Below are 26,045 nucleotides of genomic sequence, written 5' to 3' on the forward strand. Positions count from 1 at the left end.
CTTGAGCCGATCACGGTCGAGGAGGCTCGATGTCCGCGAAGTTCGGTGGCGACCAACCGTCCCCGCACTACGCGCGTCACTCGCGCTACTCCGATCCGGGCCGGCTCGCGCACCTGTTGCTGGCGGTCCGGCCGGGCCTGCCCGAGGTCTGTGAGGTCGCGCGCAACGTCATCGTGCACTACCGCTATGCGCGGGTTCCGTTGCCCGAGTCGTCCAACGGCGACATCAACCTCCGGCGGCTCAGCCGCATCCTGGAGCTTGATCAAGAACGGCACCGGGCGCCGCTGACCGAGGCACGTCCCGAGGCGGAGCGGGTCCAGGGCTGTTGCCGTGATCAGGTGCTGCTGGCCGTCGGCATCCTGCGCCAGCACGGCATCCCGGCCAGGAGCCGGGTCGGGTTCGCCAACTACCTGCGGCCCGGTTCCCGGGCTGATCACGTGGTCGGTGAGGCGTGGATCGGTGGGCGCTGGCGCCGCTTCGATCCCTGGCTCGCGGGTCCGCGGGGTGCGATCGAGGACCCGCATGATCTTCCGCCGGGTACCTTCCTGACCGCGGCGGCCGCGTGGGCCGATCATCGACGCAACGGTGCTCCCGTTGATGATCTTGGTGTCCGGATCGGCCCGGTCGGCTACCTCGGGCTGCCCTTCGTGCTCTCGTACCTGATCATGGACGTCGCGCACCGATTCGGAGACGAGTTGCTGCTCTGGGACAGCTGGGGTGCCATGCCGCTGCCCGGCCACTGGGTCGACCTCGAGCTGGGCGACCGGCTGGCCGAGCTGGTCCTGCGCGCGGACTCCGGCGACGTATCGGCCGAACAGGAACTGGCCGCCATCCACTCCACCGATCTCAGGGTCAAGCCGGGAGCGGAGGTGCTGCAGCTCTCACCTCGGGGCGAACCGCCGCGACCGATCAGGCTTGCCTAGCCGTCGATCGCGTTGACGAGCCGTCGCGGACGATGCGCCTCGCTATCCTGCTGCGATGTCCCTTCCCAGCCCCGGGCCGACCCGGCCGAAGACGACCGCTGCGGTGATCACCGCTGCGGTCCTGGCTCCGCTCGGCGGGCTGGTCTGCGGCGTGATCAGCCAGCTGATGGCGCTGGCGTCGGTCGACGCCCTCCTGCTCCGGGTGCTGTTCAACACGCCGATCTCGTCGCCGCTGCGGCCTCGGCCGCTCGCGCTGGTGGCGATGCTGGTCGGATTCGTCGTCCTTGCGGTCATCGTGGTGCTGGTCGTCTGGCTGGTGGCTCGCGCCGCCTCCCCACGGTACGGGTTCGCAGCGCTCCTGTTCGGCGGCTGGATCGCCGCGGTGCTGGGCGGCTGGCTGACGGCCCTGGCCACCTCCCCGCTGGTGGCGCTCGACCTCGGCTTCCGGCCGGAGATGGTCGAACAGCTGGTCCTGCAGCGGATCAGCGCCGGCGGCGGCTGGGGTCTCTACTGGGGCTGGTTGACCGGGCTCGCGGCGGCGGTGGTGTTCCTGATCACCAACCGGAGTAGGCGAGGTGGGCCGGTGCCGGCGCGGCCTACCCTCTAGGCTCGCAGACATGGAGCTGCGCGAACTGTCCGAAGCCGTCGAGACCCGGTCGGAGTCGTACGTCCGGCATTTCAAGATCGAACGGACGCCGGACTGGCTGATGCTGAAGCTCAACGAGGAGGTCGGGGAACTGACCCGGGCCTACCTGATGCGCAGCGGCCAGTCCCGCGACCACGGCCTCGACGCCGCCGACGTGGACGACCTGCTCGGCGAGGAGATGGCCGACGTGTTCGCGCACGTCCTGCTGCTCGCCCGCCAGTACGACATCGACCTCGAGGCCGAGGTCAAGAAGAAGTGGCTCTGAGCTGAACCCATGACTCAGAACCGCGCCGCGGCCGCCGCCGGGATCATCCTGGCTGCGATGCTCACCGTGTCCGGCTGCTCGGCCGCCGGTCCCGCGGATTCCGCGGCGACACCGCCCGAAGCCCAGACCTCGGCCGGAACCCCCACACCTACGCCGACCCCAACGCCCACACCGACGCCGAGCCCGACTCCGAGTCCCACCCCGAAGCCCACGAAGGCCAAGGGGACCGTCGAGGGCGAGTGGTGTCCGACGAAGCAGAGCAACGACAAGCGTTGCCTCACGGTGAAGCTTCCCAAGGTCAGCTACGACGACGGCTCCAGCGACAAGATCGTGGGCAAGCCGTTCCGGATGGAGGACGGGGGACTGCAGTACTCGTTCGCGGGCGCGCCCTTCGGCACCTTCTACCCGGCGGGAACCAAGATCGACATCCCGGACTACTACTCCGGTGACGACCTGCCGGACCAGGACCGCATCTGGAACGCGCAGACCGGAGACCTCTTCGTGCGCGAGAAGACGGGCTAACGCGGGCCGTCCCGGAGTTGCCGCGGCGAGGCGCCGAGCCTGGCCCGGCAGAACTTGTTGAACGTCTGCAGGTCGCTGATCCCGATGCTCGCGGCGACCGAGCTGATCGACTGCGTCGTGTCCCGGAGCAGGTGCTCCACCTGGTCCGCCCGGCGCCGCCGGACATAGCCCGCGACACCGATGCCGAATCTCGTTCGGAACAGCCGATTCAGGTGGCTGGCCGAGACGAGCGCGGCAGCGGCCACCCGCTCGACGGTGATCCGCCGGGCCAGATTCGCCTCGAGGTACGCCACCGCCGCCGCGACCGCCGGATGATCGGGTCCGGCGCCCGGATCGGGCCCGGCCGGCCCGGTCGACGCCCGCCACAGGAGTGACCACAACTCGGCCGATCGCCGCGCGGCCGGGGCGACGACGATCGCGGTGAGCCGGTCCCGCACGGAGCCGGCCTCGTCGCCGAGGTCCTGCATGATCGGGGCCGACATGGTCCGGCCGGCGCGGGGCAGCCTCAGGTGGGCGAACACGTGCTCCGACGGTCCCCGGTACCGGAACTCCATCGGTGTGCCGGCCGGGATGATGCTCAGCGCGCCCGGCCGGATCGGGTACGCGACGCCGGCCACGACGACCTCCGCGTGGTAGTCGTACAGGTGGACGGAATGGAGTTCCGGCAACAGCCACTGCTCGACCCGTTCCCGCAGGCCGTGCCGGCCGACCCCGACACCGACCACCTCGGGCGGGGTGTCGAGCCGGAGCGGGACGTGGCCGGGGGACATGATCGGTTTCTACCACCAACCGATCGGTCTTGACCACGACCTCGGCGGCAGAGATTCGTAATGTCACAAGACATGAGAGCTGCGATCGACCGTAACGATGATCAACTCGGCAACGCACGGATGCGCGCCGGCAACCACGGGAGCCTGACCGAGGACCAGGTCCTCCGGTACGACACCGAGGGTTACCTGGTCCTCGACGGGCTGCTCGACGACGCCGACATGGCCCCGGTCCGGGCCGCGCTGACCGAGAAGGTGGACCGGATCGCGGCCGACCTGCTGGCCGCCGGCAAGATCGACGACCCGCTGACCGCGGTCGGCTTCCCGTACCGGCTGGCCCGGTTGTTCGACGGGCTGACCGGCGACGACTTCCTCGAGTACGGACGCAGCTGGCGGGACCGGATCGCTGGCTATCACACCCTGATGAGCAACCCGAAGGTCCTGGACGCGGTGGAGAGCCTGATCGGCCCCGAGATCTTCGCCAACCCGGTCTACAACGTCCGGCCCAAGGTGCCCAAGATCGCGGCCGGCGCGGTGCCCTGGCACCAGGACAAGTCGTACTGGCCGGACGCCAACTCCAACCCGGTGATCACGGTCTGGATCTCCTTCGTCGACGCCACCCTGGAGAACGGCTGCCTGCACGTCTACCCGCGGACCCAGCGGCACCGGGTGATGACCTACCAGGCCGAGGAACAGTCCGGCACCGGCTATCTCACCCTCGGCGCCGGCGAGCTGGACCTGGAGCCGAGCCGGGTCGCCGCCCTGCCGGTCCGGGCCGGAACGGCGATCCTGTTCAACGACCGCCTGGTGCACAGCTCCACGCCGAACGACTCCGATCACGTCCGGTGGAGCGTCGACCTGCGCTACCAGCCCACCGACCAGGACCCGATGCCGCAGCACGGCGCGGGCTTCCTGGCCCGGAGCCGGCGGCACCCGGAACGGGTGGCCACCCGGGAGGACTGGCTCGCCGAGCGGCCCGAGCACCTCGGCTAATCCGCGCGACGGCCTGGGCGGAACCGGCATAGGGTGCGGCCATGGTCCCGGATCGCGTACGGGCTCGCGCCCAGGCCTTGGGGCGGCCGGGCACCGACTGGCTCGACGCACTGCCCGGCGTGCTCGCGGAACTCAGCCGGAACTGGTCGCTGCGACTGGGCGAGCAACTCGCCGGCGGTAGCACGTCGCTGGTGCTGCGGGCCCGTACCGCCGAAGGCCGTTCGGTCGTGCTGAAGCTGAGCCAGCCCGATCTCGACCTGACGGACCAGGCGGCGACCTTGGAGCGCGCGGCCGGGCGCGGGTACGTCCGTCTGCTGGCGTCCGACCTGGACCGGAACGCCCTTCTGCTGGACGGACTCGGTCCGTCGCTGGAGGACCTGCACGCTTCGCCGGAGCAGACGATGACGATCCTCTGCGACACCCTGGCCGAGGCCTGGCGGGTTCCGCGGGCCGCCGGCCCGTCGGCCCGTCCGGTGCCGGACAAGGCCACGGCGCTGGCCGAGGCGATCGAGGAGAGCTGGCCGCTGCTCGGCCGGCCCTGCCCGCGCCGGGTGATCGATCGGGCCCTGGAGTACGCGGAGCGGCGCAGCGCCGCTTTCGATCTTGAACGGTCGGTCGTCGCACACGGGGATCCGCATCCCGGCAACGCGCTCCGAGTGCTCACACCGCGGCCGGACGGCAGCCCCGAGTTCGTGTTCGTTGACCCGGACGGTTTCCTCGACGACCGCGCGTACGACCTCGGCGTCGTCCTGCGCGACTGGCGGCACCAGCTGATCGCCGCCGACGATCCGGTCGGGCTGGCCCGCGGCTACTGCCGGCTGCTGGCCGACCGGACCGGCGTCGACGCGGAGGCGATCTGGGAATGGGGCTATCTCGAGCGCGTCTCCACCGGCCTGTACGCGCTGCGTCACGGTGCCCCGGAGTTGGGCCGGTCCCTGCTCACGTCGGCCGGTCCGTTGGCGGAAGTGCGTTGGCGGGACCGTACCGATCCCACCGGTTAGTCAGCCGACGACCCAGAACCCGATCAGGTCCGGGGTGGGCCGGCCGAGCTGCTGGGCGACGCCGGACCAGTGCACGAACCCGTCCAGCCAGCTGACCAGGCCGGAGATCAGCTCCCGCTGCTCCGGCGTCTTGATCTCCGGCATCGCCGACCGGTACGCGGACGCCATCCCGAGCGCCTTCGGGTACGGGTGGTAGCCGACCACCAGGCCCTGCACCGGCACCAGGCTGACGCTGGTCGGGGAGTTGAGCAGGTGCCGCAGCCCGACCGCGGCCGAAACCCCGCCGCGGGCCAGCGCGAAGTCCAGGTCGTCCAGCGACCGCGAGGTCAGCTCGAGCTTGGTGGCACCCCAGGCCGAGCCGGCGACCAGGATCTCCAGCAGCCGCCAGGTCGCGCCGACCCGGTCCGGCGGTACGTACGCGCCGCCGAGCAGCGCGTCCAGATCGGCCGGCAGCGGCTGGGTCGGCGAGAGCACCGGGGCCGAACTGTCCCGCCGGAAGATCGGGCCGAGCCTGGACAGCAGGCCGCCGGACGGCGCGGCCGGGGTGGGCTCGAGGGCTCGCTGCGCCACCTCGCGCAGCCGGGCCGCCTCCGCGGGGCGGGCGCCGTACGTGCCGCGGACCTCGTCGATCCCGATCGCGTACAGCCGAAGCTCTCCCATGGCAGAACCGTAATGGAGCCGCGACGGGGGTTGCCAGAGTCGGCGCGGCTCACCTGCCTGTGGATTTTCGATCGGCCGGTCCGGGGAGCGAGGATGGACCGGTGACCCCGCGGACCAGGCGCGCCATCGTCTCCGGCGTGCTGATCGGACTTCTCGCCGTGATCGTGATCGCCGCCCTCTGGCAGCGGCTCGGCTGACGAGGCCCGGCTCAGCCCCACACGGCCGTCGAACCGGAATGGCCCGCACGCACCACCTGGACGGTCGCGCCGACGCCGGCGACGACCGAGAGCGCCATGCCGACCCAGGTGGCGATCCGTTGCCAGAGCTCCGGGGCGGTGTCGGAACGGTCGATCAGGAACTGGAGCACGGTCACGGCGGCGGCCCCGACGAACAGCAGCACCACCCAGGGCAGCAGGCCGCTGGCGATCTCCATGTGGCTGGTCATCTCCGCGGTCGGGCGCGGGAACGACTCGTACAGGTGGGCGCCGGCCTGCTGCGCCACGAAGGTCGACCCGGCGGCGACGAGGGCGAAGGCGGTCGTCAGCCAGCCGTACCGGCGGCGGACCCAGACCGAGACCGCGATGGCGATCGCGCCGAGAGCCGCCAGCGGGACGAAGACGACCACCGCGTGCACGACCAGTGGGTGCAGCGGTATCCCGGCGAGTTCCATGGTTGAAGCGTAAAGAGCGCGCGGCCGATGGGCCAGCACTCGGCGGGCTCGGCAGGATCACGTACTCTCTGTTGGCGGATGAATCGCCGAAACGGAGGACAACGGATGATGCGGACGGCCGGGCGCGTCCTGGTGTCGGCGCTGATCCTGCTGCCGCTCTCCGCCGGGTTGTGGGCGGCGACGCCGCGCCCGGCCACGGCCGAGGACAAGGTGGCGTTCACGATCAGCGACGAGCGGATCGAGGAGTCGTCCGGGCTGGCGACCGACTTCGACAACGAGCGCTACTGGACCGTCAACGACTCCGGCGACGAGGGCCGGGCCTTCGCGCTGGACTCGGACGGCGAAGTCACCGGCACCCTGTCCTTCCGCGGCGAGCCGACCGACATCGAGGCGGTCGCCTTCCACGACGGCCGGCTCTATCTGGCCGACATCGGTGACAACGACGGCGAGCGCGAGTTCGTCACGGTCTACTACTTCGACAATGCTGAACCGGGTTCCGAGTCGCGCCAGTACCGCTCCTTCGACTTCGAGTATCCGGACGGCCCGCGGGACGCCGAGGCGCTGTACGTCGACGACGACGGCCGGCTCTACATCGTCAGCAAGGAATCCGACGGCGGCGTCTACGCGGCCCCGGAGAACCCGTCCCGGCAGGGCGTCAACGAGCTGGAACGGATCGCCGACGCGCCGGCCTTCGTCACCGACGCGGTCTCCCTGCCGGACGGCCAGGGCGTGGCTCTGCGGACGTACGTCTCGGTCGAGATCTACGACAACGATGATCATGAACTGATCGCCCGGGCGCCGCTGCCGTTCCAGCGCCAGGGCGAGTCGATCACCGTCTCGCTGGACGGCGAGAACCTGCTGGTCGGCAGCGAGGGCAAGGATTCCGAGGTACTCCAGGTCGCCATCCCGGACGAGGTGAAAGAGGCCGCGAAGGGATCGAACAAGCCGCCGAAGAAGGAGTCGAAGACCCCGAAGCCGTCCACCAGTGCCCCGGCGCCGGAACCGTCCGAGACGGCGCCGCCGACGGCCGGGCCGAGCCGGGTCGGCACCATGTTCTCCCTCGGTGCCGCGGCCGTGGTCGCCCTGATCGCCGGCCTGGTGGTCGCCCTGCTCAAGGGCCGCTGAGCAGCCGTCAGTCGTAGCTCAGTCGGCAAGGCGGTCCAGGACCCAGTCGACGCAGCGGCAGAGCTGGCTGACGTCGTCCGGGTCGACGTTCGGATACATCCCGACTCGGAGCTGGTTCCGGCCCAGTTTCCGGTACGGCTCCGTGTCGACGACCCCGTTCGCGCGCAGCACGGCGGCGATCCGGGCCGCGTCCACGCCGGTGAAGTCGATCGTGCCGACGACGGGGGAGCGCTGCGCCGGATCGGTGACGAACGGGGTGGCGACCGGCGAGGCCTCCGCCCAGTCGTAGAGCCGGGTCGAGGACTCGGCTGTCCGGGCCGCGGCGAACGCCAGCCCTCCATGATCATTGAGCCAGCGCAGCTGGTCGGCGAGCATGATCAACGTCGCGATCGCCGGGGTGTTCAGCGTCTGGTCCTTGGCCGAGTTGTCGATCGCCACGGCCAGGCTGAGGCTCTCCGGGATCCACCGGTCCGTGGCCGCGATCTCGGCGGCGCGGTCCAGCGCGGCCGGCGACAGCAGGGCCAGCCAGAGGCCGCCGTCGGAGCCGAAGCTCTTCTGCGGAGCGAAGTAGTACACGTCGGACTCGGCGACGTCGACCTGGACGCCGCCGGCCGCGGACGTACCGTCGATGATCATCAGCGCGCCGTCGTCGGCACCGGCCACCCGCCGCACCGGCGCGATCGCACCCGTGGAGGTCTCGTTGTGCGCCCAGGCGTAGCTGTCCACGCCGGGCACCGCGGCCGGGACCGCGATCGAGCCGGGATCCGCGGAGGTGACCGCGGGCGCCTCCAGATGCGGTGCCGCGCCGGCCGCCGCCGCGAACTTCGCGGAGAACTCACCGAAGCTGCCGTGGGCGCTGCGGCGCCGGATCAGGGACGCGATGGAAAGGTCCCAGAACAGGGTGGAGCCGCCGTTGCCGAGCACCACCTGATAGCCGTCCGGCAGGGCGAACAGGGTGGCCAGGCCCTCCTTCACCTCGGCGACCAGCCGGCGGATCGGAGCCTGCCGGTGCGAGGTGCCGAGCAGGTCGGCCCGGTCAACGGCCAGCGCCTTGATCGACTCCGGCCGGACCTTGGCCGGGCCGGAGCCGAACCGGCCGTCGGCAGGGAGCAGTTCGGCGGGAATCTGAAGCTCGGTCACGTCCGGTCATTCTTCCATCCGGCCGGCAGCAGGCCGAAATGGCTCAGCACCTGCTCCGCGACCGCATGCGGCGGCAGCGCGTCGGTGTCGATCACCACCTCGTCCAGGTCCGCCTCGGCCAGCTGCCGGGTGAGCTCGAGGTGCCGTTCCAGATGCCAGGTCAGGGCATCGTCCTGGGACGCCGAGTAGCGGCCGTGCAGCCGCCGCTCGGTGGTCTCCGGCGAGGCGACCAGCCGGACCGGCCGGATCTCCAGGCCGAGCGCGGTCCGATAGCGGTCGTGGATCACCGGGTCGGAGATCACGCCGCTGATCACCAGCCGGCGCGGCCCGACCCGCTGGTAGTTGTTCCAGGCGAAGGCCATGTTCTCGGCCTCGATGATCTTGTTGCCGAGGTCGAAGTCCGCGACCGGCCAGGACCGGTGGAACCAGTCGACATCCATCAGGCTGAACGGCTGCTCGGTCCGGAACAGCAGGTCGCCGATGTGGTCCAGGGTGGACGATTTGCCGACTCCGTACGAGCCGTTGAGGAAGATCGCGTAGTCCGAATCGGCCATGCCGCGACCCTATCGCCGTCGAATGCGAGACTGGGCCCGTGGCCGACACTCCGAGCAACGCAGACCTCGCCGCCGAGCGGGTGGACTACACCGGTGATCATCTTCTGGAGTCCGCCGCGCCGCCGAGTCCGTACCCGCTGTTCGAGGCATGGCTCGCGGAAGCCTTTGCCGCCAAGGAATCCGGCGCGCTGCCGGAGCCGACCGCGATGGTCGTCGGTACGGTCAGCGAGGGCCGCCCGCGGTCCCGGACGGTGTTGCTGAAGGAGGCCGACCCGGACGGCTTCGTCTTCTACACCAACTACGACTCGGCAAAGGGCCGCGAGCTGGCCGGTCAGCCCGCCGTGTCACTGCTCTTCGGCTGGTACCCGCTGCACCGCCAGGTCCGCGTCGAGGGTACGGCGGCCCCGCTGCCCCGGCCCGAGTCGGAGGCCTACTTCGCCACCCGGCCGCGCGGCTCCCAGCTCGGCGCCTGGGCGTCGGCCCAGTCCAGCGAGGTGAGCTTCGAGGAACTCCAGGACTCGTACCGGCAGGCGGAGCAGCGGTTCGCCGACCGCGACGTACCCTGCCCGCCGCACTGGGGCGGCTACCGGGTCACCCCGGCCATGATCGAGTTCTGGCAGGGCCAGCCGAGCCGGATGCATGATCGACTTCGGTACGACCGCGTCGGCGGCGGCTGGACCATCACCCGCCTCGCCCCCTGACCGCCGCCTCATCTTCCCCACACTTCTTGGCTCTTCCCGCGAGATACATCTCGAGGGAAGAGCCAGTTTTTCACGCTACGTGAAAAACTTGAGGTCAGAGTGACGAGGGTCAGGCGAGGTCGTTGAGGCCGATCTCGACCGCGGTGAACTGGCGGGGCAGGTCCTGCAGGACGGTGAGCTTGGGGTCCGGGACCGGGTAGAGCCGGGGCATGATCAACGGGCGCAGCGGGGCCAGTCGATGATCATCGAGGACGGCGTCGACGCCGGCCCGGTCGCCGCCGGTGGCCAGGGCGTCGAGGGTCGGGAGTTCCGGGATCAGCAGCCGGTCGGCGTGATCGGCGACGTTGCCGTAGAGGGCGCTCGCCTGGTTGTCCCGGCGGCGGGCGAACCGCTGTTGCGACCAGCCGCCGGCCTTGGTCTTGCCTTGTACGTAACGGGAACCGACCTTCGAGACGATCAAGGTGGTGCCGGCGAAGACGCCGACCGCGTAGCCGCTGCGGCGGACCAGCAGCGCCCCGACCCGGCGTTCGGTCGCGACATGGTCGAGCAGGACGGTCAGCGGATCGCCGTCGGGTGGCAGCGGTGGGAAGGGCGGAGTGATCACGGCGACCGCCCGGTCGTCGGCGGTGATGGTGATCTTGTCGGCGTCCCGGTCGGCTCGGAACTCGCCGTGCCGGCGCCGGAAGCCGTCCAGCCAGGCCGGCAACCGGGCACCGGGGATGGTTACCGTCCTGCTGATCATGGTCCGATCTTCTACCAGAGAAAGGACGAACCCGCGAGCGGTCGTCGTCGACCGATCTCAGTGCGTCGGCTGATCGACGGCCAGGAGGACAAGCCCTGGCGCTCGCGGGTCCGGGTGTCGGCCTTTGGATTAGCCGGTCGTCGACCGACAGTCCAGAAGGACCGGGTCAGCGACTAGCTGGCCGCCACCTCACGAGTCCCAAAAGAATTCATTCTTCGGACCACCTCCTTTCACGTGTGCCACCAACCGTAGGCGGCGACCAAAAAGGCGTCAACGGATTTCACTCGCAGCGATCCGAACCGGCTGCGCCGGCCACGGTCGAGCAGGGCGAGGACAGGCGCTCAGGCCAAGATCACTTCGGGTCCGGCGGCGCGCAGGGCGGCCACGATCTTCGGGTCGGCGTCGGCATCGGTGAGCACGGCGTCCACCTCGTCCACGCGGCAGATCCGGCAGAAGTCGACCCGGCCGAGCTTCGCGGCGTCGGCGACGACGACGGTCCGCTTGGCCTGCTGCATCATCACCCGGTTGATCGCGGCCTCGGACTCGTCGTTGGTGGTCAGCCCCGCCTCCGGGTCGAGCCCGACCACGCCGAGGATGCACAGGTCCGGGGTGAGCTGGCTCAGCGTCTCGCCGGCGATCGCGCCGACCAGTTCGTAGCTCTGCGGCCGGGCCACGCCGCCGCAGACGACGATCTTGATGAACGGGCGGACGGTCAGCTCGGTGGCGATGTTCAGCGCGTTGGTGACCACCGTGATCCCGTGCGGCTCCATGCTGCCGGGCGCGGACTCGCGGAGCCGGGCCGCCCGGGGCAGGGCGCGGGCCACCTCGACGGTCGTCGTGCCGCCGTTCATCGAGACCGTGCAGCCCGGCCAGAGGAGTTCGACGGCGCGCTCCGCGATCCGGGCCTTGGCCTCGCTGCGGGCGCTGGTCTTGTAGCGCAGCGGCAGGTCGTAGCTGGTCGTGTTCGGGACTGCGCCACCATGGGTCCGGGCGAGAAGTTGCTGTTCGGCCAGGTAGTCGAGGTCGCGCCGGATCGTCGCGGCGGAGACTCCGAAGAAGGCAGCAGCGTCCTCGACCTCGAGTTGCCCGGCGGAGACGAGGCGTTCGAGGAGTGCCGACAACCGCTCCGCTCGGGTGAGTTCGGCTTTCATGGTGATCAGCATGATATGTTCATATCTGCACATTTGGGTACGAAACACGCACAATTACGACCAGGATGTTGTCTCATGAGCTTCCATGTCGAGGCGGAGATCGCCTCTCAACCCGACTGCTGGTCCACCGCAGTCGACCGTGCCGCCCGGGTGGCCGACCGACTGCCGAAGCCCGGTGAACGGGTCGCCTTCGTCGGTTGCGGCACCTCCTGGTTCGTCGCCCAGGTCGTCGCGCACTGGCGCGAGTCCCGCGGCCTCGGCGAGAGCGACGCCTACACCGCTTCCGAGGCGCTGCTGGACCGCGGTTACGACCGGGTCGTCGCGCTGACCCGGTCCGGCACCACCACCGAGGTGCTGGAGGTGCTGACCCGGCTGCGCGGCCGGGTGCCCACCGTCGCGGTGACCGGTGACCTGAGCACTCCGGTGGTCGACCTGGCCGACGAGATCGTCGACCTCGCGTTCGCCGACGAGCAGTCGGTGGTGCAGACCCGGTTCGCCACCTCGACCCTGGCCTTGTTCCGGTCCGCGCTCGGTGATGATCTTGATCCGCTGATCGCGGCGGCCAAGGACGCGGTCGCCGCACCGCTGCCGGAGGGCCTGCCGGAGGCGGAGCAGCTCACCTTCCTCGGCCGCGGCTGGTCGGTCGGGATCGCTCACGAGGCGGCCCTGAAGTTCCGCGAGACCTCGGCCAGCTGGGCGGAGTCGTACCCGGCGATGGACTACCGGCACGGCCCGATCTCCATCGCCAACAAGGGCCGCGCGGTCTGGATGTTCGGCGAGCCGCCGGCCGGGCTGGCCGACGACGTGACCGCGACCGGCGCGACGTTCGTCGATCATGATCTTGATCCGCTGGTCGACCTGATCTTGGCCCAGCGGGTCGCGGTGGCGCGGGCGATCGGGTTCGGGGTCAACCCGGACGAGCCGCGGCACCTGAGCCGTTCGGTCGTGCTGGGCGCCTAATGGCCGACTCGCCCGAGTGTGTCGTCGCGGTCGATCTCGGCGGCACCCTGACCAAGATCGGGTACGTGAACGAGGACGGCACCGCCACCGCGGTGCGCCGCCTCGACACCTACCGGGCCGGCGGCGCGGACGGCCTGGCCGACTGGCTCGGCGACCGGATCGCCGAGGCTGCGGCCACGGCGCCGGGACCCTGCCACGGCTTCGGGATCGCCGTCCCCGGCATCATCGACGCGGCCAGCGGCACCGTCCGGGCCGCGCCCAACGTCGGCTGGACCGAGATGCCGATCCGGGACCGGCTGCACGACCGGACCGGGCTGTCCGGAGCGGTCGGCCACGACGTCCGGGCCGGCGGCCTCGCCGAAGGACGGCTCGGCAGCCCGGACGCGCAGAACGTGTTCTTCCTCCCGATCGGCACCGGCATCGCGGCCGCCATGATCGTCGACGGGCGGCTGCTCGAGGCCGGCGGCTATGCCGGCGAGATCGGCCACACCCGGGTCCGGGCGGCCGGCGAGACGCCGTGCGCCTGCGGCCAGATCGGCTGTCTGGAGACCGTGGCCTCGGCCGCCGGCGTCGCCCGCGGCTACGCGGCGGCCCGCGGGGTCGAGGTCGGGACCAACCCGGACGCCCGGGCGGTCGCGGAGGCAGCCCGTGCCGGCGATCCGGACGCCCTCGCCGCGTTCGCGGTGGTGATCGACGCGCTCACCGAATCGTTGCTGCTGAGCACCACCCTGCTGGGCTCGGAAGTGATCATCATCGGCGGCGGGCTGTCCGGCGCGGCCGACCTGTTCCTGCCCGAGGTGGAGCGCCGGATCGCTGCCACGGCGACGTTCCAGCGGGTGCCGGAGTTCCGGCTGGCCACCCTCGGCGCGGACGCCGGGCTGATCGGGGCCGGGCTGCTCGGCTGGGCCGAACTGCGGGGAGTCGATCATGACTGAGACCGTGCTGCGCTGCGAGCGGGTGGTGACGCCGGACGGAGTCCGTACCGACGCCATGATCAAGATCGGCGACGGGGTGATCACGGAGCTCGGCCCGTCGACGGGTTCGGGGGAGCCGGTCGAGGGCTGGGTGCTGCCCGGCTACGTCGACACCCACGTCCACGGCGGCGGTGGCGGCGACTACCCGACCACCGACCCGGACGAAGCTCTGCAGGCCCGGGAATTCCATGCCCGCAACGGAACCACGACCAGCTACGCCAGCCTGGTCAGCGCCGAACCGGACCTGCTGGTCCGGCAGATCGAGACCCTGGTGCCGCTGGTCGAGGCGGGCGCGTTCGCCGGCATCCACCTCGAGGGGCCGTTCCTGTCCGCGGCCAAGTGCGGCGCGCACGACCCGGCACTGCTGACCCCGCCGACCCCGGAACTGCTGGACCGGGTGCTGGCCGCGGGCGCCGGCCGGATCGCCATGATCACGATCGCCCCGGAACTCGATCATGGTCGGGACGCGGTGCAGCGGCTGTCCCGGGCCGGCGTCCGGGTCGCCTTCGGGCACAGCGATGCCGACGACCGGCAGACCGCCGCCTCGATCGATGCCGGCGCGACGGTGGCGACCCACCTGTTCAACGCGATGCGGCCGATCCACCACCGTGAGCCCGGGCCGGTCCCGCGGCTGCTCGATGATCACCGGGTCACGGTCGAACTGATCTGCGACGGGATCCACCTGCATCCGGACGTGATCACGATGGCGATCGCGGCGGCCGGGCCGGACCGGGTCGCGCTGATCACCGACGCGATGTCCGCGGCCGGACTGGCCGACGGCTCGTACGCGCTCGGCCACCTGGACGTAGCGGTCGCGGGCGGTGCCGTCCACCTGGTCAACCCCGACGGCAGTGCCGGCTCGATTGCCGGGTCGACCCTGACCATGGCCAGCGCCGTCGAGTTCGTCGTCGGTCTCGGGGTGCCCGTCCCCGACGCGGCGCGGATGGCCGCGACCACCCCGGCCCGGGCGCACGGACTGGACCGGGTGGGGGAGCTCACGGTCGGCCGGCAGGCCGATCTCTGCGTTGTCGATGATCAAGGCCGGCTGCAGCGCGTGCTGCAGGGCGGCCGCTGGAAAGTGGCGGAGTGAACGGATGACCCTGGCGACCCTGACCGACGTCCTCGCGACCGCGGCCGAGCGGACGAAGGCGGTCGGTGCCTTCAACGTGTTCAGCATCGAGCACGCCGAGGCCCTGGTGGCCGGTGCCGAGCAGGCCGGCACCGACGTGGTGCTGCAGGTCTCCCAGAACGCCGTCCGCTATCACGGCGCGCTGCGCCCGATCGGGCTGGCGACGCTCGCGATCGCCGAGGCGGCGTCGGTCCGGGCCGTGGTGCACCTCGACCATGCGACCGAGCGGAGCCTGGTCGACCAGGCCGTGGAGCTCGGCTTCACCTCGGTGATGTTCGATGCGTCGGCGCTGCCGTACCAGGAGAACGTGGCGGAGACGGCGGCCGTGGTGACCCAGTGCCGGGCCGCCGGGATCTCGGTCGAGGCCGAACTGGGCGAGGTCGGCGGCAAGGACGGCGTGCACGCGCCGGGCGCCCGGACCCGGCCGGACGAGGCGGTCCGCTTCGTCGCGGAGACCGGCGTCGACGCGCTCGCGGTGGCGGTCGGTTCGTCGCACGCGATGACCGAGCGGACCGCGAAGCTGGATCTGGACCTGATCGCCGAACTCGCCGCTGCCGTACCGGTGCCGCTGGTGCTGCACGGTTCGTCCGGCGTCGCCGACGACGAGATCGTCCGGGCCGTCGCCGCCGGCATGACCAAGATCAACATCGCCACCCATCTGAACGCGGTGTTCACCGACCGGGTCCGGTCCGTGCTCGGCGACAACCCGGCGATGGTGGACAGCCGGAAGTACCTCGGCCCGGCCCGCGACGCGGTGGCCGCGGAAGTGGCACGGCTGCTGACACTGCTGGCATCCTGACCTCGGTCGGGGACGGCAGCGATGGCCATGTTCTAGTCTTACGAACACGATCGTGCGGCCTCCTCGACAGTGCAGCGCGGCAGTTGGATACGAGGGCGCTGACGACTGCGCCGTGTAACTTTGGTTTGATCAGGGAGAATGGGCACCGTGAGCGATTTGATCGACACCACGGAGATGTATCTGCGGACCATCTTCGAGCTTGAAGAAGAGGGGATCGTGCCGCTGCGGGCCCGGATCGCCGAGCGTTTGCATCAGAGTGGACCGACCGTCTCGCAGACGGTCGCGCGGATGGAACGGGACGGGTTGGTCAAGGTCGAGGGCGACCGCCACCTGGAGCTGTCCCCCGAAGGTCGCGACCGGGCCATGCGGGTGATGCGGAAACACCGGCTGGCGGAACGCCTGCTGACCGACGTGATCGGCCTGGAGTGGGAGAAGGTGCACGTCGAGGCGTGCCGCTGGGAGCACGTGATCTCCACCGACGTGGAGCACCGGCTGGTCGAGCTGCTCGAGGCTCCCGTCGCCTCCCCGTACGGCAATCCGATCCCGGGCCTGGAAGAACTCGGTGTCAAGACGCCGAAGGTGGAGTTCCGGGCCGGCAACGACCAGTTGCGGGACCTCGTCGAGCGGACCGACGGCGCCGCGGCCCGGGTCGTGGTGGAGCGGATCAGCGAAGAGATCCAGAAGGACATCGACACCATGGGGACGTTGCGCGCGGCGGGCATCAAGCCCGGCGTCGAGGTCACCGTCGAGGGCGGCGGCCTCGGGGTCAAACTGTCCGCGGCCGACGCGCCGCCGTGCGAGATCTCGCTCGAGGCGTCCGCCTATCTGTTCGTCTCCCGGGTGTGATGCCGGCCCTCGTCGTGTCCGAGGACGGTCTGGACTGGCCGCGGTATCTGGCCCAGTTCCACGCGGCTCGCCCGGGCGTCATCGAAGCCGTGCTGTCCCGGTCGCTGGCCGGCGACCACACGCCGTACCGCTGGTTGGCCCGGGCCGTCTCCGACGCCGGTACGGTGCTCGACCTCGCCTGTGGCTCGGGCCCGATGTCGCGGGAGTTGCTGAGCCGGCCGCCGAGCTCCTCCAAGGTACGGACCGTCATCGGCGTCGACCTGTCCGCCGACGAGCTGCGGCTGGCGGCGGACCGCGGCCCCGGACCCTGGGTCCGCGGCGACGCGTTGCGGCTGCCGTTCCGCGAGGGGTCGGTGGACGCGGTCACCAGCTCGATGGGCCTGCTCGTGGTCCGGCCGCTGGACCAGGTGCTGGCCGAGGTCACCCGGGTGCTCAAGCCGGGCGGCGTGCTGGCCGCGATCGCCCCGGCGCTGCGCCCGCTGTCCCCGGCCGAGATGCGGGTACCGGCCCGGATCAACGCCCGGCTGCGCGGATCGCCCCGGTTCCCCGGCTCGGTGGAGCTGGCCGGTTTCAGCCGGACCCTGCGGGCGGCCGGGCTGCGTCGGGTCGAGGATGCCCGCGAGCGCTACCACTACACGGTGACCTCCCGCGAGGACGCCGAACTCCTGCTCTCCGCGCTCTATCTGCCGAGCACCAAGGCGGCCCGGATCGCTTCCGCGGTCGACTTCCTGACCCACCGGCTGGCCAAGCGCGGGCCGTTCCCGATCACCATTCCGATGCGGCGGGTGGTGGCGATCAAATAGCGTGCGGGGCCTGCCGGCCCCGGAATAGTCCGGCCCCCGCCGTGCGTTACAGCGGCGACAAGGCATTCATCACAACCGCTGCCAGCAGGGCAGCCAGGAGAAGACATGGCAACGATCGAACTCAACTCTGACCAGTTCGAGAAGACGATCTCCGACAACGACATCGTGTTGGTCGACTTCTGGGCCGAATGGTGCCCGCCGTGCAAGCGGTTCGGCCCGGTCTTCGAGGCCGAGTCCGAGGGTCACTCCGACATCGTGTTCGCCAAGTTGGACACCGACGCCAACCAGGCCCTGAGCGGCCAGCTCGGCGTCTCCAGCATCCCGACCCTGATGGCCTTCCGGGAGGGCGTGCTGGTCTTCAACCAGGCCGGCGCCCTGCAGGCCCCCCAGCTGAAGCAGGTCGTGGACGCGGTGAAGGGCCTCGACATGGAGAAGGTGCATGCGGAGGTCGCGAAGCTGAAGGAAGAGCACGGCGAGGCCTGAGCCCCGTGTTCGACGCCCCGGCGCCTGGTGACAGGTGCCGGGGCTTCCGTCACCCTGCCGTCGGGTCCGCGGCGCGACCCCGGTGCGGGCTGCGCGCTGCCGTACCTGATAGAAGTTGATCATGACCACGACGGCGCCGCTGGCGCTGGCCACGTTCCACGTCGATGCCACGCCGCCGGTCGGCAGCCAGATGGCGTACACGCAGGTCGGGACGGCCGACGAACTCTCGCTCAGTTGCCGCGGCATCGTGCTGCTCGGCGCCGAGGCACCGATCGTGCTGTGCGCGGTGGACTGGATCGGGATCGGCAACGAGGGGCACGACGTGTTCCGGGAGCGGCTCGCCGCGGCGGCCGGCACCACCCCGGACCGGGTCGCCGTACACACGCTGCACCAGCACGACGCGCCGGCCTGCGACTTCTCGGCCGAGCGGATCCTGATCGAGGCCGGCCGCGACGCCGGCCGCTGGGACGGCTCGCTGGCCCGCCGGGTGCTCGACGACGCCACCGCCGCGATCAAGCTCGCGCTGGCCGAGCCGGTGCCGGTCAGCCACCTCGGCTGGGGCACCGCGACCGTGGAGCAGGTCGCCTCCAACCGGCGGATTCTCGGCGACGACGGCCGGGTCCGGGCGATGCGGATGACCAAAACGGTCGAGCCGGAGCTGCGGGCCGAGCCGGAGGGCGTGATCGATCCCGAGGTCAGCCTGGTCACGTTCTTCGACGGCGAGCGTCCGGTCGCGCTGCTCAGCTACTACGCCTGCCATCCGCAGAGCTACTACCTGACCGAGACGCCGAGCCCGGACTTCCCCGGCATCGCCCGCTTCCTGCGCGGGCAGTCGGTGCCGGGCGCGCTGCACGTCCACTTCAACGGAGCCGGCGGCAACATCGGCGCCGGCAAGTACAACGACGGCGACCCGGAGAACCGGGTCGTGCTGGCCGGTCGGCTGGCGGACGGATTGCGGCGGGCCTGGGACGGGACCGAACGGACCCCGATCACGGCGGCCGACGTCGGCTGGCGTACCGAACCGGTACGGCTGCCTCCTGCCGACCACCTCGACGAGCCGACCCTGCTCGCCCTGATCGATGCCGGCCAGGGCGACGCGTTCCTGTCCGGCGCGGACCGGCTCGGCTGGCTGCGCCGGTCCCGGGCCGGCCGGGCGATCGACCTGCAGCTGCTCCGGGCCGGGCAGGTCCGGCTGCTGCACCTGCCGGGCGAGGCCTTCGTCGAGTTCCAGCTCGCGGCCAAGGAACTGCGGCCCGATCTCGGGGTCGGCGTCGCGGCGTACGGCGACTACGGTCCCGGCTACATCGGCACCGCGCGGGCGTACGACGAGGGCGGCTACGAGACCAGCGAGCGGGCCAGCAACGTCAGCCCGGCCGCGGAGGCCGAGCTGCTCCGGGCGATTACGGAGCTGTTGAAGGACTGAGCACGGCGACCGTGATCCCCTGGCTGCCCGGCCGGTCCATCGCCTGCAACGCGTCGCCCGCCCCGGCCAGGTCGGTCCGGTTCATGATCAACTTCCCGGGATCGACCGCGCCCGACGTGATCAACTCCAGCATCGCCGGATAGTCGGCCGCCGGCATCCCGTGCGAGCCGAGCACCGCCAGCTCCCAGGCGATCACCCGGTCCATCGGCAACGGCGGGGTGGCCTGATCACCGAGCAGCAGGCCGACCTGGACGTGCCGGCCGCGGCGGCGCAGCGAGGAGACCGCGGCGACCGCGACGGCCGGCGAGCCGGCGCAGTCCAGGGTGAGGTCGGCGCCGCCGAGTTCCATGATCGACTTCGGTACGTCCAGCGCGGCCGGGTCCATGATCGTTTCGGCCCCGAACCCGGCGGCCAGCTCGCGGGCCGCCGCGGCCGGGTCGACGGCGATCACCCGGGCCCCGAGCGCGCGGGCGATCATGATCGCCGACAGCCCGGCACCGCCGCAGCCGAACACCGCGACCAGCTGACCCGCGGCCAGGCCGCCCTGGGCGGTGAGTGCGTGGTAGGCGGTGGCGAACCGGCAGCCGAGGGCCGCCGCCGCGGCGAACCCGAGCGCGTCCGGCAACCGGACCAGGTTGAGATCGGCCGCGACCACCGGCACCAGCTCGGCGAACGAGCCCCAGCCAGTGAACCCGGGCTGGGTCTGCTCCGGGCACACCTGCGCCTGGCCCGCCGCACAGTACGCGCAGCGGCCGCAGCCGTTCACGAACGGCGCGGTGACCCGGTCGCCGACCGTCCACCGCCGAACCCGGTCGCCGACCGCGGCGACCACGCCCGCGAACTCATGGCCGCCGACGTGCGGCAGCCGGACCGGATCGTGGCCCTGCCAGGCATGCCAGTCGGACCGGCACACCCCGGTCGCCGCCACCCGGATGATCACTCCGGCGGACGGGCAGTCCGGGTCCGGGACGTCGCGGACCGCAGGCGGCGCACCGAGCTCGTCGTAGACCAGGGCCCTCATCGGCGCGGGATCCCCGCCGGGAGACGTTGCTGCACGCGGTCACGGTAACCCGGCGGCCCGGGGCACTGTCGGTGCCGGTCCCTAGAGTCCTGCGCATGGTGACGGAGGAGATGATCGACCGGGCCGGGCGCTTCGTGATCGGCAACGGCCGGTTGATCGAACGACGGCTCTGGCAGCTCGTCCGCGGACCGGCCGACCCGGCGATCGGGCACGCGGTGCTGTCCGCGCTGGACGGCTATCGCAACCCCGACGGCGGCCTCGGCCACGGCCTGGAGTCCGACGTCCAGGCGCCGGACAGCCAGCCGGTCGCGGTCGACTTCGCGCTGGCCGTGGTCGCCCAGGTGCTCGATCTGGTCGACGACGCGGGCGTCCGTGATCATGCACGCGACTTCGGGGCCCGGACGCTGCCGTACCTGGAGGCGGTGGCGACACCCAGCGGCGCGCTGCCGATCGTGCTGCCGACGGCGCTGGACCATCCGCACGCCGATCACTGGGACAGCGAGGCGTTCCCGCTCGGCCTCAACCCGACCGGCGGGATCGTGGTCCGGCTGCGCCGGCTCGGCCTCGTCTCCGACTGGCTGGACCGGGCCGAGGCGTGCTGCCGTACCGACGTCGAGCAGTCACTGGCCGAGCCCGAACTCGGCGGCCATACGGCCCTGAACATCGCGGCGTTCCTCGCCGGCAGCGACGATCGCCGCTGGGCGGACGAGCAGTTCGAACTCCTCGCCGCCCGGCTCGACACCTTGTCGCACTTCCACCTCTATCCGGGACCGGGCTACGGCGTCACTCCGCTCCAGTTCGCGTCCAGCCCGGACGCCCCGGCCCGGCGGCTCTTCCCCGACGCCGCGATCACGGCGCACCTGCGCCACCTCGCCGAGGGGCAACAGGAGGACGGCGGCTGGCCGATCACCTGGCAGCCGCCCGGGGAGGTGGCCACGCTGACCTGGCGCGGCGTGGTGACCGTCGACGCCGTCCGGACGCTGCTGGCCTATTCCTCGGGCCGGTCGGACGGATAGCTTCGCCGAGGGTGCGCCGGCTCGGCCCGGCCGCGGTCTCCGTCGATCCGATCCTGGCCGCGGTCTCCGTCGATCCGATCCTGCGGCGGCTGCTGCCGGTGCTCTGCGCCCTCCGGCGTGGGGCCTGGGCCCGCTGACTCCGCGGCGTCCAGGCGTTCGATGGCTTCAGCCTGCCTGCGGTCGGCGTCGGACTGGCGGGCTTCGGCGGCGCGGTCGTGGCGCTCCGCCTCGACCTCGGCCCGGTCGGCCGCGGCCCGGGCCTGCCCGGCGTCGGCTCGGGCCTGGTCGGCCGCGGCCCGCTCCTGGACGGCATCGGCGCGACGGGCCTTCGCCGCGAGCTGGGACTGGCTGCCGGCGTCGCGAAGCGCGGTGGCGCGTTGCTGATCACGGTCCAGCTGGGCCTCCCGCGCTCGGGCCCGGCTCCGCATCACCACGGAGATCACGATCAGAGCGAGGACGAGCAGGACGACGAGACCGAGGACCGGCAGGAGCCATGCGGTGGGGTCCATCGGAGTTCTCCTTCAAGGGTGCTGGGTGTCTCGCCCGACGTACCCGTACGGGCGCGGACCGAAACCCGTAGTCTCAGCGCATGAGGATTCGCCGGGCCGCCGAGGCCGATCTCGGGGAACTCCAGCGGGCGATCTTCACCGACATGAGCCTGGCCGAGTTGCGGGCGGCCGACGAGAGGTTCAACCGCCCGCCGGACTCGCTGCACATCGTCGCCGAGAACGACGACGGCGAGATCGTCGCCAGCTGCAACCTGATCCGGGAGACCCACCGGATGCGCCGGCACCGGGCCGAGCTCGGTGGCTTCGTGATCATTCCGGCCGAACGCGGGTCCGGGCTGGCCCGCCGGATGATCGACTACCTGGCCCGCTATGCCCGGCGGGAGTGGGATGTGTCGATCCTGGACGTGGCCTGCCGCGGCGGTACCGCGGCGGAACGCGCCTATCGCGGGCTGGGCTTCACCGAGTGGGCCCGGCTGCCCGGCGGCTATCTCGACTACGACGCGATCTACGACGAGGTTCGGCTCTACCGGCCCGTCCCGCCCTTGGACTGATCGCCGTTCCGGCGCTTGCGCGGCGCCGCTGACCGCGGCGGCTGCGCCCGCATGTGATCACGGACCCGGCTCATGATCTCGCCGAGCCGGCCCAGGTCCCGTTCCGACAGCGGCTCGAAGAGCAGCCGGCCGACCACCTCGATGTGACCGGGCAGGGCACGGTTCAGCAGCGCGACGCCCTTCTTGGTGATCGTGACCAGGGTGCCCCGCTCGTCATCCGGGCTGGGTTCGCGGGTGATCAGCCCGGCCTTCTCCAGCAGCCCCGCCTGGTACGTCAGCCCGCTGCGGCTGTAGACGACGCCGTCGGCCAGCGCGGTCATCGTCAGCTTCCCGTCGGCGGCCGCGAGGCTGCTCAGCACCTGGAACTGGACGGTGCTCAACCCGACGCTGCGGAGCTGCTGTTCCACCTGGTGCTGAAGCAGCGTGACGGCCTCCATGAGCGCGAAGTACGCGCTCAATCGCTGTGGATCGGGAGCCTCGACGTCGCCGAGGTCGATCAGTGGGCCGGTCATGGCGGGCCAGCCTACCTGCTTCGACTTCGAAGCATGTGGCGGAGGTCACCCCGCGAAGGTCTGTGCTTCGAATTTGAAGCAAGTTACGATCGACCCCAAGTGCTTCACATTCGAAGCAAGTGGATCGAGAGGACATGATCATGAAGGCCATGCGCTATCACTCCCACGGCGACTCCGACGTCCTGGTGTACGAGGACGCGGACCGCCCGGTGCCCGGCGAGGGGCAGGTGCTGCTGCAGGTGGCCGGCACCGCCTTCAACCTGCTGGACGCGGCGATCCGGGTCGGCATCATGCGGGACGCCTTCTCGGTGGCCCTCCCGCACATCCCCAATCTCGACGTGTCCGGCGTGATCACCGAGCTCGGCCCCGGGGTCGACGGCTGGCGGGTCGGCGACGCCGTGATCGGGATGCTGCCGGCGACCGAACCCGGGGCGGCCGCCGAGTACGTCGCCGCGCCCGCCGCGGTCCTGGCTGGGGCGCCGCAGACGGTCGAGCTGGCCGATGCGGCCGCGCTACCCGTGGTCGGGCTGACCGCCTGGCAGGCACTGTTCGAGGTCGCCGCCCTGCAGCCGGGGCAGCGGATCCTGATCAACGGCGCCGGCGGGGGAGTCGGCGGCTACGCCGTGCAGTTGGCCCGCCGGGCCGGTGCCACCGTGACCGCGGTCGCCGGTCCGCGCAGCCGGGACCGGGTCCGGGCCCGCGGCGCCGCGGAGGTGATCGACTACACCGCCGGGCCGATCGAGGATTCGCTGGCCGACCGGCGCTTCGACGTCGTCCTGCAACTGGTGCGCACCGACCCGGAGGAGACCGCCCGGCTGGTCGACTTCGTCGGTGACGGAGGGGTCTTCGTCAGCAGCACCACGCCCGGCCCGGACCAGGCCGGCCGCGGAGTGCGTACCGAACGGGTCTTCGTACGCCCCGACGCCGGCCAGCTCGCCGAACTGGTCGCGCTGGTCGACGCGGGCGAGCTGGTGATCGACGTCGCCGACCGCCGGTCCTTGACGGACCTGGCCGACGTCCATGATCAAGGCGTTGCCGGCAGCCTGGCCGGCCGGACGATCTTGGTCCCGTGATCGTTCAGCGGGACCAGTCGGGCGGCTGCGCGGCCCGGAACGTGTCGTACACGACCCTCGGGGTGTCGCCGTCCCAGCGCAGCATTCCCATGTAGGAAAGGCCGTTCAGGTCCAGGTTGTAGTTCCGCCGCTGCTTGTAGTCCTTGAGCACCCAGAAGGCATAGCCGGCGACGTACGGCTTCGCCACCACTTGGTCCCAGTGGGCCTGGAAGTAGGCGGCATGATGCTCCTCGGTGCCGGCCTCGGTCGGGTCGCCGTGGTTGCCCCAGAAGGACCAGGTGCCGTTCTCGGTGATCATGATCGGCTTGCCGGGATGGTTGGCGTGGACCTGGTCGAGGGTCGGGGTGAGATCTTCGTTCTTGCCGTAGAAATAGCCGAAGTACTCGTTGAAGCCGACCACATCGGCCAGGTCGAACGCCTCGTCCCAGCTGGTCGCCGAGGCCCAGGTGACCGGGCGGTCGGCCAGGTCGACGGCCTTCACCACGTCCCGCATCTGGGCCAGCCAGGCCCGATAGGTGGGCGTGTTCGGGGTGCACTCGTTCTGCAGCCCCCACATGATCACCGACGGGTGATTGTGGTTGTTCCAGGCGGTTGCCGCGGCGAGGGCTGCGGACAGGCCGTAGTCGAGCTGGATCGCCTGCTGGGCCTCGGAGATCCACATCGTGTCCCACTCGTCCAGTTGCAGGAGGCCGTTGCGGTCGGCCCAGTCCGTGACGTACGGGTGCCGCTGGTAGACCGCGTTCCGGAGCAGGTTGGCCCCCAAGGTCTTCGCGTGGCCGAGTTCATGATCATATTCGGCTCGGGTCAGTGACCGGCCGCTGCTGTCGGTCTCCTCGTGCCAGTTGTAGCCCTTGAGGAAGACCGGCTTCCCGTTCAGCAGAAGTTGATCTTGGCCGACCGACACGGTGCGCCGCCCGTAGGTCGAGGACAGGGTGTCGGTGACCGGGGTGCCGGCGGTTCCGGTGATCGTCGCCGTCGCCCGCAGCACGGCCGGATTCTCCGGGCTCCACTCCGGCGCCCCGGGGATCTTCAGCTCGGCCGCGGGCACCGCGACGCCGCCGGCCGGCACCTCGACCGGCAGCGTGACCGCCTTGCCGCCGGTGCGACGGCCGGGGTCGATCGTGATCTTGCCGCGGAACGGGCGGTCGCCGTGGTTCTCGATCACCGCCCGGGCATCCAGGGTCGGGCCGTCGGTGTTCAGCAGCAGCTTCGCCACCGTCACCTGCGGTACGGCCTCGAGCCAGAGCGACCGGGTCAGCCCGGCGTACGGCCAGTAGTCGACCGGCCCGGACGGCAGGGCCCGGTCGTCGGCGATCGGCTGGCCGGTCCCGTCGTAGGAGGTGTAGGTCGCGGCCCGGTGGACCCGGATCGCGATCGTCGCGGTGCGGCCCGGCCGTAGCGCATCGCCGTCGACCGGCAGCGCGAACGGCGTGTGGCCACCCTCGTGGGTGCCGAGCCAGGTCCCGTTCAGCCAGGCGTCGGCGCGGTAGAACGCACCGAGGAAGGCGAGCCGCACATACCGGTTCCGCCAGTCGGCGGGGATCTCGACCGAGAGCCGGTACCAGCCGTGGCCGTCGATCAGGCTGCCGCCCTTGCCGAAGTCGGCCCCGTCGTAGCCGGCCCAGCCGTTGTTGTCGCGCAGGTCCCACGAGGACGGTACGGCGATCGTGCCCCACCCGTCGTCGTCGAAGTCCGGCCGCTGCCAGCCGGCCTCCTCGCCGGCCCCGTCGCGGTCGTAGGCGAACTTCCAACGGCCGTCCAGACTGCGGTAGTCGCGGGTCGGTTCCCGGTTGGACCAACCGTCCAGGGCCGGCAGTACCGCGCCGTAGCTGAACACCACGACGGTGCCGTCGACGGTGCGGAGTTCGGTGCCGGAGGGCTCGCGGTCGGTGCCGGGTTCGGCGTGGGCGGGAAGCGGGAGCGTCGAGGCCAGCGCGGTGACGCCGGCGCCGGCGATCAGGGCCCGACGACGCAGTCGGGCGGGCGACCAAGGCATGTGTTAACGCTAACATCGCGGCTTCATCAGGACTAGGGTCGCTTCTTCTGCCCTGCGCGAAGTCGGCTCGCCCGCTCGGCCCGGAACCGG

The 26,045-nt window shown here is 71.2% G+C and carries 30 protein-coding genes; 19 read left to right on the plus strand and 11 right to left on the minus strand.

Features of this window, described 5'->3' with window-relative positions:
* The first annotated feature begins 29 nt into the window (after nucleotides 1–29).
* From ACFQU4_RS08440 to ACFQU4_RS08455, 4 genes are read left to right on the plus strand one after another with little or no spacing between them, the layout of a single operon-like run.
* Nucleotides 30–923, plus strand: coding sequence for a transglutaminase domain-containing protein (locus tag ACFQU4_RS08440; protein WP_377489528.1), 894 nt, complete (start codon nucleotides 30–32; stop codon nucleotides 921–923).
* Between the two features lie 55 nt (nucleotides 924–978).
* Nucleotides 979–1,530, plus strand: a complete 552-nt coding sequence (locus ACFQU4_RS08445) for a hypothetical protein (RefSeq protein ID WP_377489531.1) — start codon at nucleotides 979–981, stop codon at nucleotides 1,528–1,530.
* A 10-nt stretch (nucleotides 1,531–1,540) separates the two neighbouring features.
* Complete coding sequence (locus tag ACFQU4_RS08450) at nucleotides 1,541–1,834, plus strand: MazG nucleotide pyrophosphohydrolase domain-containing protein (RefSeq protein WP_377489534.1); 294 nt, start codon at nucleotides 1,541–1,543, stop codon at nucleotides 1,832–1,834.
* A gap of 9 nt (nucleotides 1,835–1,843) precedes the next feature.
* Nucleotides 1,844–2,356, plus strand: coding sequence for a hypothetical protein (locus ACFQU4_RS08455; protein ID WP_377489537.1), 513 nt, complete (start codon nucleotides 1,844–1,846; stop codon nucleotides 2,354–2,356).
* On the opposite strand, the gene ACFQU4_RS08460 is transcribed toward ACFQU4_RS08455, so the two are convergent.
* Nucleotides 2,353–3,126, minus strand: a complete 774-nt coding sequence (locus tag ACFQU4_RS08460; RefSeq protein WP_377489540.1) for an AraC family transcriptional regulator — start codon at nucleotides 3,124–3,126, stop codon at nucleotides 2,353–2,355. The two genes, ACFQU4_RS08455 and ACFQU4_RS08460, sit on opposite strands and share 4 nt — an antisense overlap.
* Nucleotides 3,127–3,198: 72 nt before the next feature.
* Here ACFQU4_RS08460 and ACFQU4_RS08465 point away from each other — a divergent pair, with 72 nt between their 5' ends.
* The gene (locus ACFQU4_RS08465; protein ID WP_377489543.1) at nucleotides 3,199–4,116 is read left to right on the plus strand and encodes a phytanoyl-CoA dioxygenase family protein; all 918 of its coding nucleotides are present in this window, start codon (nucleotides 3,199–3,201) and stop codon (nucleotides 4,114–4,116) included.
* A gap of 41 nt (nucleotides 4,117–4,157) precedes the next feature.
* Nucleotides 4,158–5,117, plus strand: a complete 960-nt coding sequence (locus ACFQU4_RS08470; protein WP_377489546.1) for an aminoglycoside phosphotransferase family protein — start codon at nucleotides 4,158–4,160, stop codon at nucleotides 5,115–5,117.
* On the opposite strand, the gene ACFQU4_RS08475 is transcribed toward ACFQU4_RS08470, so the two are convergent.
* Together ACFQU4_RS08475 and ACFQU4_RS08480 are read right to left on the minus strand one after the other, a co-directional pair.
* Entirely contained in the window at nucleotides 5,118–5,777 is a 660-nt protein-coding gene (locus ACFQU4_RS08475; RefSeq protein ID WP_377489549.1) for a hypothetical protein, read from the minus strand.
* Nucleotides 5,778–5,985: 208 nt separating this feature from the next.
* Nucleotides 5,986–6,447 carry a DUF2231 domain-containing protein gene (locus ACFQU4_RS08480; RefSeq protein WP_377489552.1) on the minus strand — a complete coding sequence of 154 codons (462 nt, stop codon included), beginning with the start codon at nucleotides 6,445–6,447 and terminating at the stop codon, nucleotides 5,986–5,988.
* Nucleotides 6,448–6,552: 105 nt separating this feature from the next.
* Here ACFQU4_RS08480 and ACFQU4_RS08485 point away from each other — a divergent pair, with 105 nt between their 5' ends.
* Nucleotides 6,553–7,572, plus strand: a complete 1,020-nt coding sequence (locus ACFQU4_RS08485) for a hypothetical protein (protein WP_377489555.1) — start codon at nucleotides 6,553–6,555, stop codon at nucleotides 7,570–7,572.
* Nucleotides 7,573–7,590: 18 nt separating this feature from the next.
* Here the strand turns inward: ACFQU4_RS08485 and serC are convergent, their stop codons facing one another.
* Together serC and ACFQU4_RS08495 are read right to left on the minus strand one after the other, a co-directional pair.
* Nucleotides 7,591–8,712 carry a phosphoserine transaminase gene (gene serC, locus ACFQU4_RS08490; RefSeq protein ID WP_377489558.1) on the minus strand — a complete coding sequence of 374 codons (1,122 nt, stop codon included), beginning with the start codon at nucleotides 8,710–8,712 and terminating at the stop codon, nucleotides 7,591–7,593.
* Nucleotides 8,709–9,266: a hypothetical protein gene (locus tag ACFQU4_RS08495; protein WP_377489561.1), complete on the minus strand. Its 558-nt coding sequence runs from the start codon at nucleotides 9,264–9,266 to the stop codon at nucleotides 8,709–8,711. The genes serC and ACFQU4_RS08495 overlap by 4 nt, the downstream gene beginning before the upstream one ends.
* A 38-nt stretch (nucleotides 9,267–9,304) precedes the next feature.
* On the opposite strand from ACFQU4_RS08495, the gene pdxH reads away from it, so the two are divergent.
* Nucleotides 9,305–9,967, plus strand: a complete 663-nt coding sequence (gene pdxH, locus ACFQU4_RS08500; protein WP_377489564.1) for a pyridoxamine 5'-phosphate oxidase — start codon at nucleotides 9,305–9,307, stop codon at nucleotides 9,965–9,967.
* 109 nt (nucleotides 9,968–10,076) lie between these two features.
* Here pdxH and ACFQU4_RS08505 read toward each other — a convergent pair whose 3' ends face one another.
* Together ACFQU4_RS08505 and ACFQU4_RS08510 are read right to left on the minus strand one after the other, a co-directional pair.
* On the minus strand, nucleotides 10,077–10,709 hold the full coding sequence (locus ACFQU4_RS08505; protein ID WP_377489567.1) for an acVLRF1 family peptidyl-tRNA hydrolase: 633 nt from the start codon (nucleotides 10,707–10,709) through the stop codon (nucleotides 10,077–10,079).
* Nucleotides 10,710–11,050: 341 nt separating this feature from the next.
* Nucleotides 11,051–11,860, minus strand: coding sequence for a DeoR/GlpR family DNA-binding transcription regulator (locus ACFQU4_RS08510; protein WP_377489570.1), 810 nt, complete (start codon nucleotides 11,858–11,860; stop codon nucleotides 11,051–11,053).
* 75 nt (nucleotides 11,861–11,935) lie between these two features.
* Here ACFQU4_RS08510 and ACFQU4_RS08515 point away from each other — a divergent pair, with 75 nt between their 5' ends.
* The 8 genes from ACFQU4_RS08515 to ACFQU4_RS08550 all read left to right on the plus strand — a co-directional run bounded on the left by ACFQU4_RS08515 (nucleotide 11,936) and on the right by ACFQU4_RS08550 (nucleotide 19,277).
* Entirely contained in the window at nucleotides 11,936–12,820 is an 885-nt protein-coding gene (locus ACFQU4_RS08515) for an SIS domain-containing protein (protein ID WP_377489573.1), read from the plus strand.
* Entirely contained in the window at nucleotides 12,820–13,755 is a 936-nt protein-coding gene (locus tag ACFQU4_RS08520) for an ROK family protein (RefSeq protein WP_377489576.1), read from the plus strand. The genes ACFQU4_RS08515 and ACFQU4_RS08520 overlap by 1 nt, the downstream gene beginning before the upstream one ends.
* Nucleotides 13,748–14,884: an N-acetylglucosamine-6-phosphate deacetylase gene (gene nagA, locus ACFQU4_RS08525; RefSeq protein WP_377489579.1), complete on the plus strand. Its 1,137-nt coding sequence runs from the start codon at nucleotides 13,748–13,750 to the stop codon at nucleotides 14,882–14,884. The genes ACFQU4_RS08520 and nagA overlap by 8 nt, the downstream gene beginning before the upstream one ends.
* A 4-nt stretch (nucleotides 14,885–14,888) precedes the next feature.
* Nucleotides 14,889–15,722 (plus strand): class II fructose-bisphosphate aldolase, encoded by an 834-nt coding sequence (locus tag ACFQU4_RS08530; protein WP_377489582.1) that lies wholly within the window; start codon nucleotides 14,889–14,891, stop codon nucleotides 15,720–15,722.
* Nucleotides 15,723–15,869: 147 nt separating this feature from the next.
* Nucleotides 15,870–16,568, plus strand: a complete 699-nt coding sequence (locus tag ACFQU4_RS08535) for an iron dependent repressor, metal binding and dimerization domain protein (RefSeq protein ID WP_377489585.1) — start codon at nucleotides 15,870–15,872, stop codon at nucleotides 16,566–16,568.
* On the plus strand, nucleotides 16,568–17,371 hold the full coding sequence (locus ACFQU4_RS08540; protein ID WP_377489588.1) for a methyltransferase domain-containing protein: 804 nt from the start codon (nucleotides 16,568–16,570) through the stop codon (nucleotides 17,369–17,371). Before ACFQU4_RS08535 ends, ACFQU4_RS08540 begins: the two co-directional genes overlap by 1 nt.
* 105 nt (nucleotides 17,372–17,476) lie before the next feature.
* Nucleotides 17,477–17,854, plus strand: a complete 378-nt coding sequence (gene trxA / locus ACFQU4_RS08545) for a thioredoxin (RefSeq protein ID WP_377489591.1) — start codon at nucleotides 17,477–17,479, stop codon at nucleotides 17,852–17,854.
* Between the two features lie 121 nt (nucleotides 17,855–17,975).
* A complete protein-coding gene (locus ACFQU4_RS08550) occupies nucleotides 17,976–19,277 on the plus strand; it encodes a hypothetical protein (protein WP_377489594.1) in 1,302 nt (433 codons plus the stop codon).
* On the opposite strand, the gene ACFQU4_RS08555 is transcribed toward ACFQU4_RS08550, so the two are convergent.
* Nucleotides 19,255–20,298, minus strand: a complete 1,044-nt coding sequence (locus ACFQU4_RS08555; protein ID WP_377489597.1) for an alcohol dehydrogenase catalytic domain-containing protein — start codon at nucleotides 20,296–20,298, stop codon at nucleotides 19,255–19,257. The genes ACFQU4_RS08550 and ACFQU4_RS08555 overlap by 23 nt on opposite strands.
* Before the next feature lie 95 nt (nucleotides 20,299–20,393).
* Here ACFQU4_RS08555 and ACFQU4_RS08560 point away from each other — a divergent pair, with 95 nt between their 5' ends.
* Nucleotides 20,394–21,314: a hypothetical protein gene (locus tag ACFQU4_RS08560; protein WP_377489601.1), complete on the plus strand. Its 921-nt coding sequence runs from the start codon at nucleotides 20,394–20,396 to the stop codon at nucleotides 21,312–21,314.
* On the opposite strand, the gene ACFQU4_RS08565 is transcribed toward ACFQU4_RS08560, so the two are convergent.
* The gene (locus tag ACFQU4_RS08565) at nucleotides 21,287–21,823 is read right to left on the minus strand and encodes a hypothetical protein (protein WP_377489604.1); all 537 of its coding nucleotides are present in this window, start codon (nucleotides 21,821–21,823) and stop codon (nucleotides 21,287–21,289) included. The two genes, ACFQU4_RS08560 and ACFQU4_RS08565, sit on opposite strands and share 28 nt — an antisense overlap.
* An 80-nt stretch (nucleotides 21,824–21,903) precedes the next feature.
* On the opposite strand from ACFQU4_RS08565, the gene ACFQU4_RS08570 reads away from it, so the two are divergent.
* Nucleotides 21,904–22,374: a GNAT family N-acetyltransferase gene (locus tag ACFQU4_RS08570; RefSeq protein WP_377489607.1), complete on the plus strand. Its 471-nt coding sequence runs from the start codon at nucleotides 21,904–21,906 to the stop codon at nucleotides 22,372–22,374.
* Here the strand turns inward: ACFQU4_RS08570 and ACFQU4_RS08575 are convergent.
* Entirely contained in the window at nucleotides 22,347–22,886 is a 540-nt protein-coding gene (locus tag ACFQU4_RS08575) for a MarR family winged helix-turn-helix transcriptional regulator (RefSeq protein WP_377489610.1), read from the minus strand. The genes ACFQU4_RS08570 and ACFQU4_RS08575 overlap by 28 nt on opposite strands.
* Nucleotides 22,887–23,020: 134 nt before the next feature.
* Here ACFQU4_RS08575 and ACFQU4_RS08580 point away from each other — a divergent pair, with 134 nt between their 5' ends.
* Nucleotides 23,021–23,959 (plus strand): NADP-dependent oxidoreductase, encoded by a 939-nt coding sequence (locus tag ACFQU4_RS08580; RefSeq protein ID WP_377489613.1) that lies wholly within the window; start codon nucleotides 23,021–23,023, stop codon nucleotides 23,957–23,959.
* Between the two features lie 4 nt (nucleotides 23,960–23,963).
* Here ACFQU4_RS08580 and ACFQU4_RS08585 read toward each other — a convergent pair whose 3' ends face one another.
* Complete coding sequence (locus ACFQU4_RS08585) at nucleotides 23,964–25,955, minus strand: glycoside hydrolase family 2 protein (protein ID WP_377489616.1); 1,992 nt, start codon at nucleotides 25,953–25,955, stop codon at nucleotides 23,964–23,966.
* Nucleotides 25,956–26,045: the final 90 nt, after the last annotated feature.

Source organism: Microlunatus sp. GCM10028923, from assembly GCF_042666975.1.
Taxonomy (GTDB): Bacteria; Actinomycetota; Actinomycetes; order Propionibacteriales; family Propionibacteriaceae; genus Microlunatus.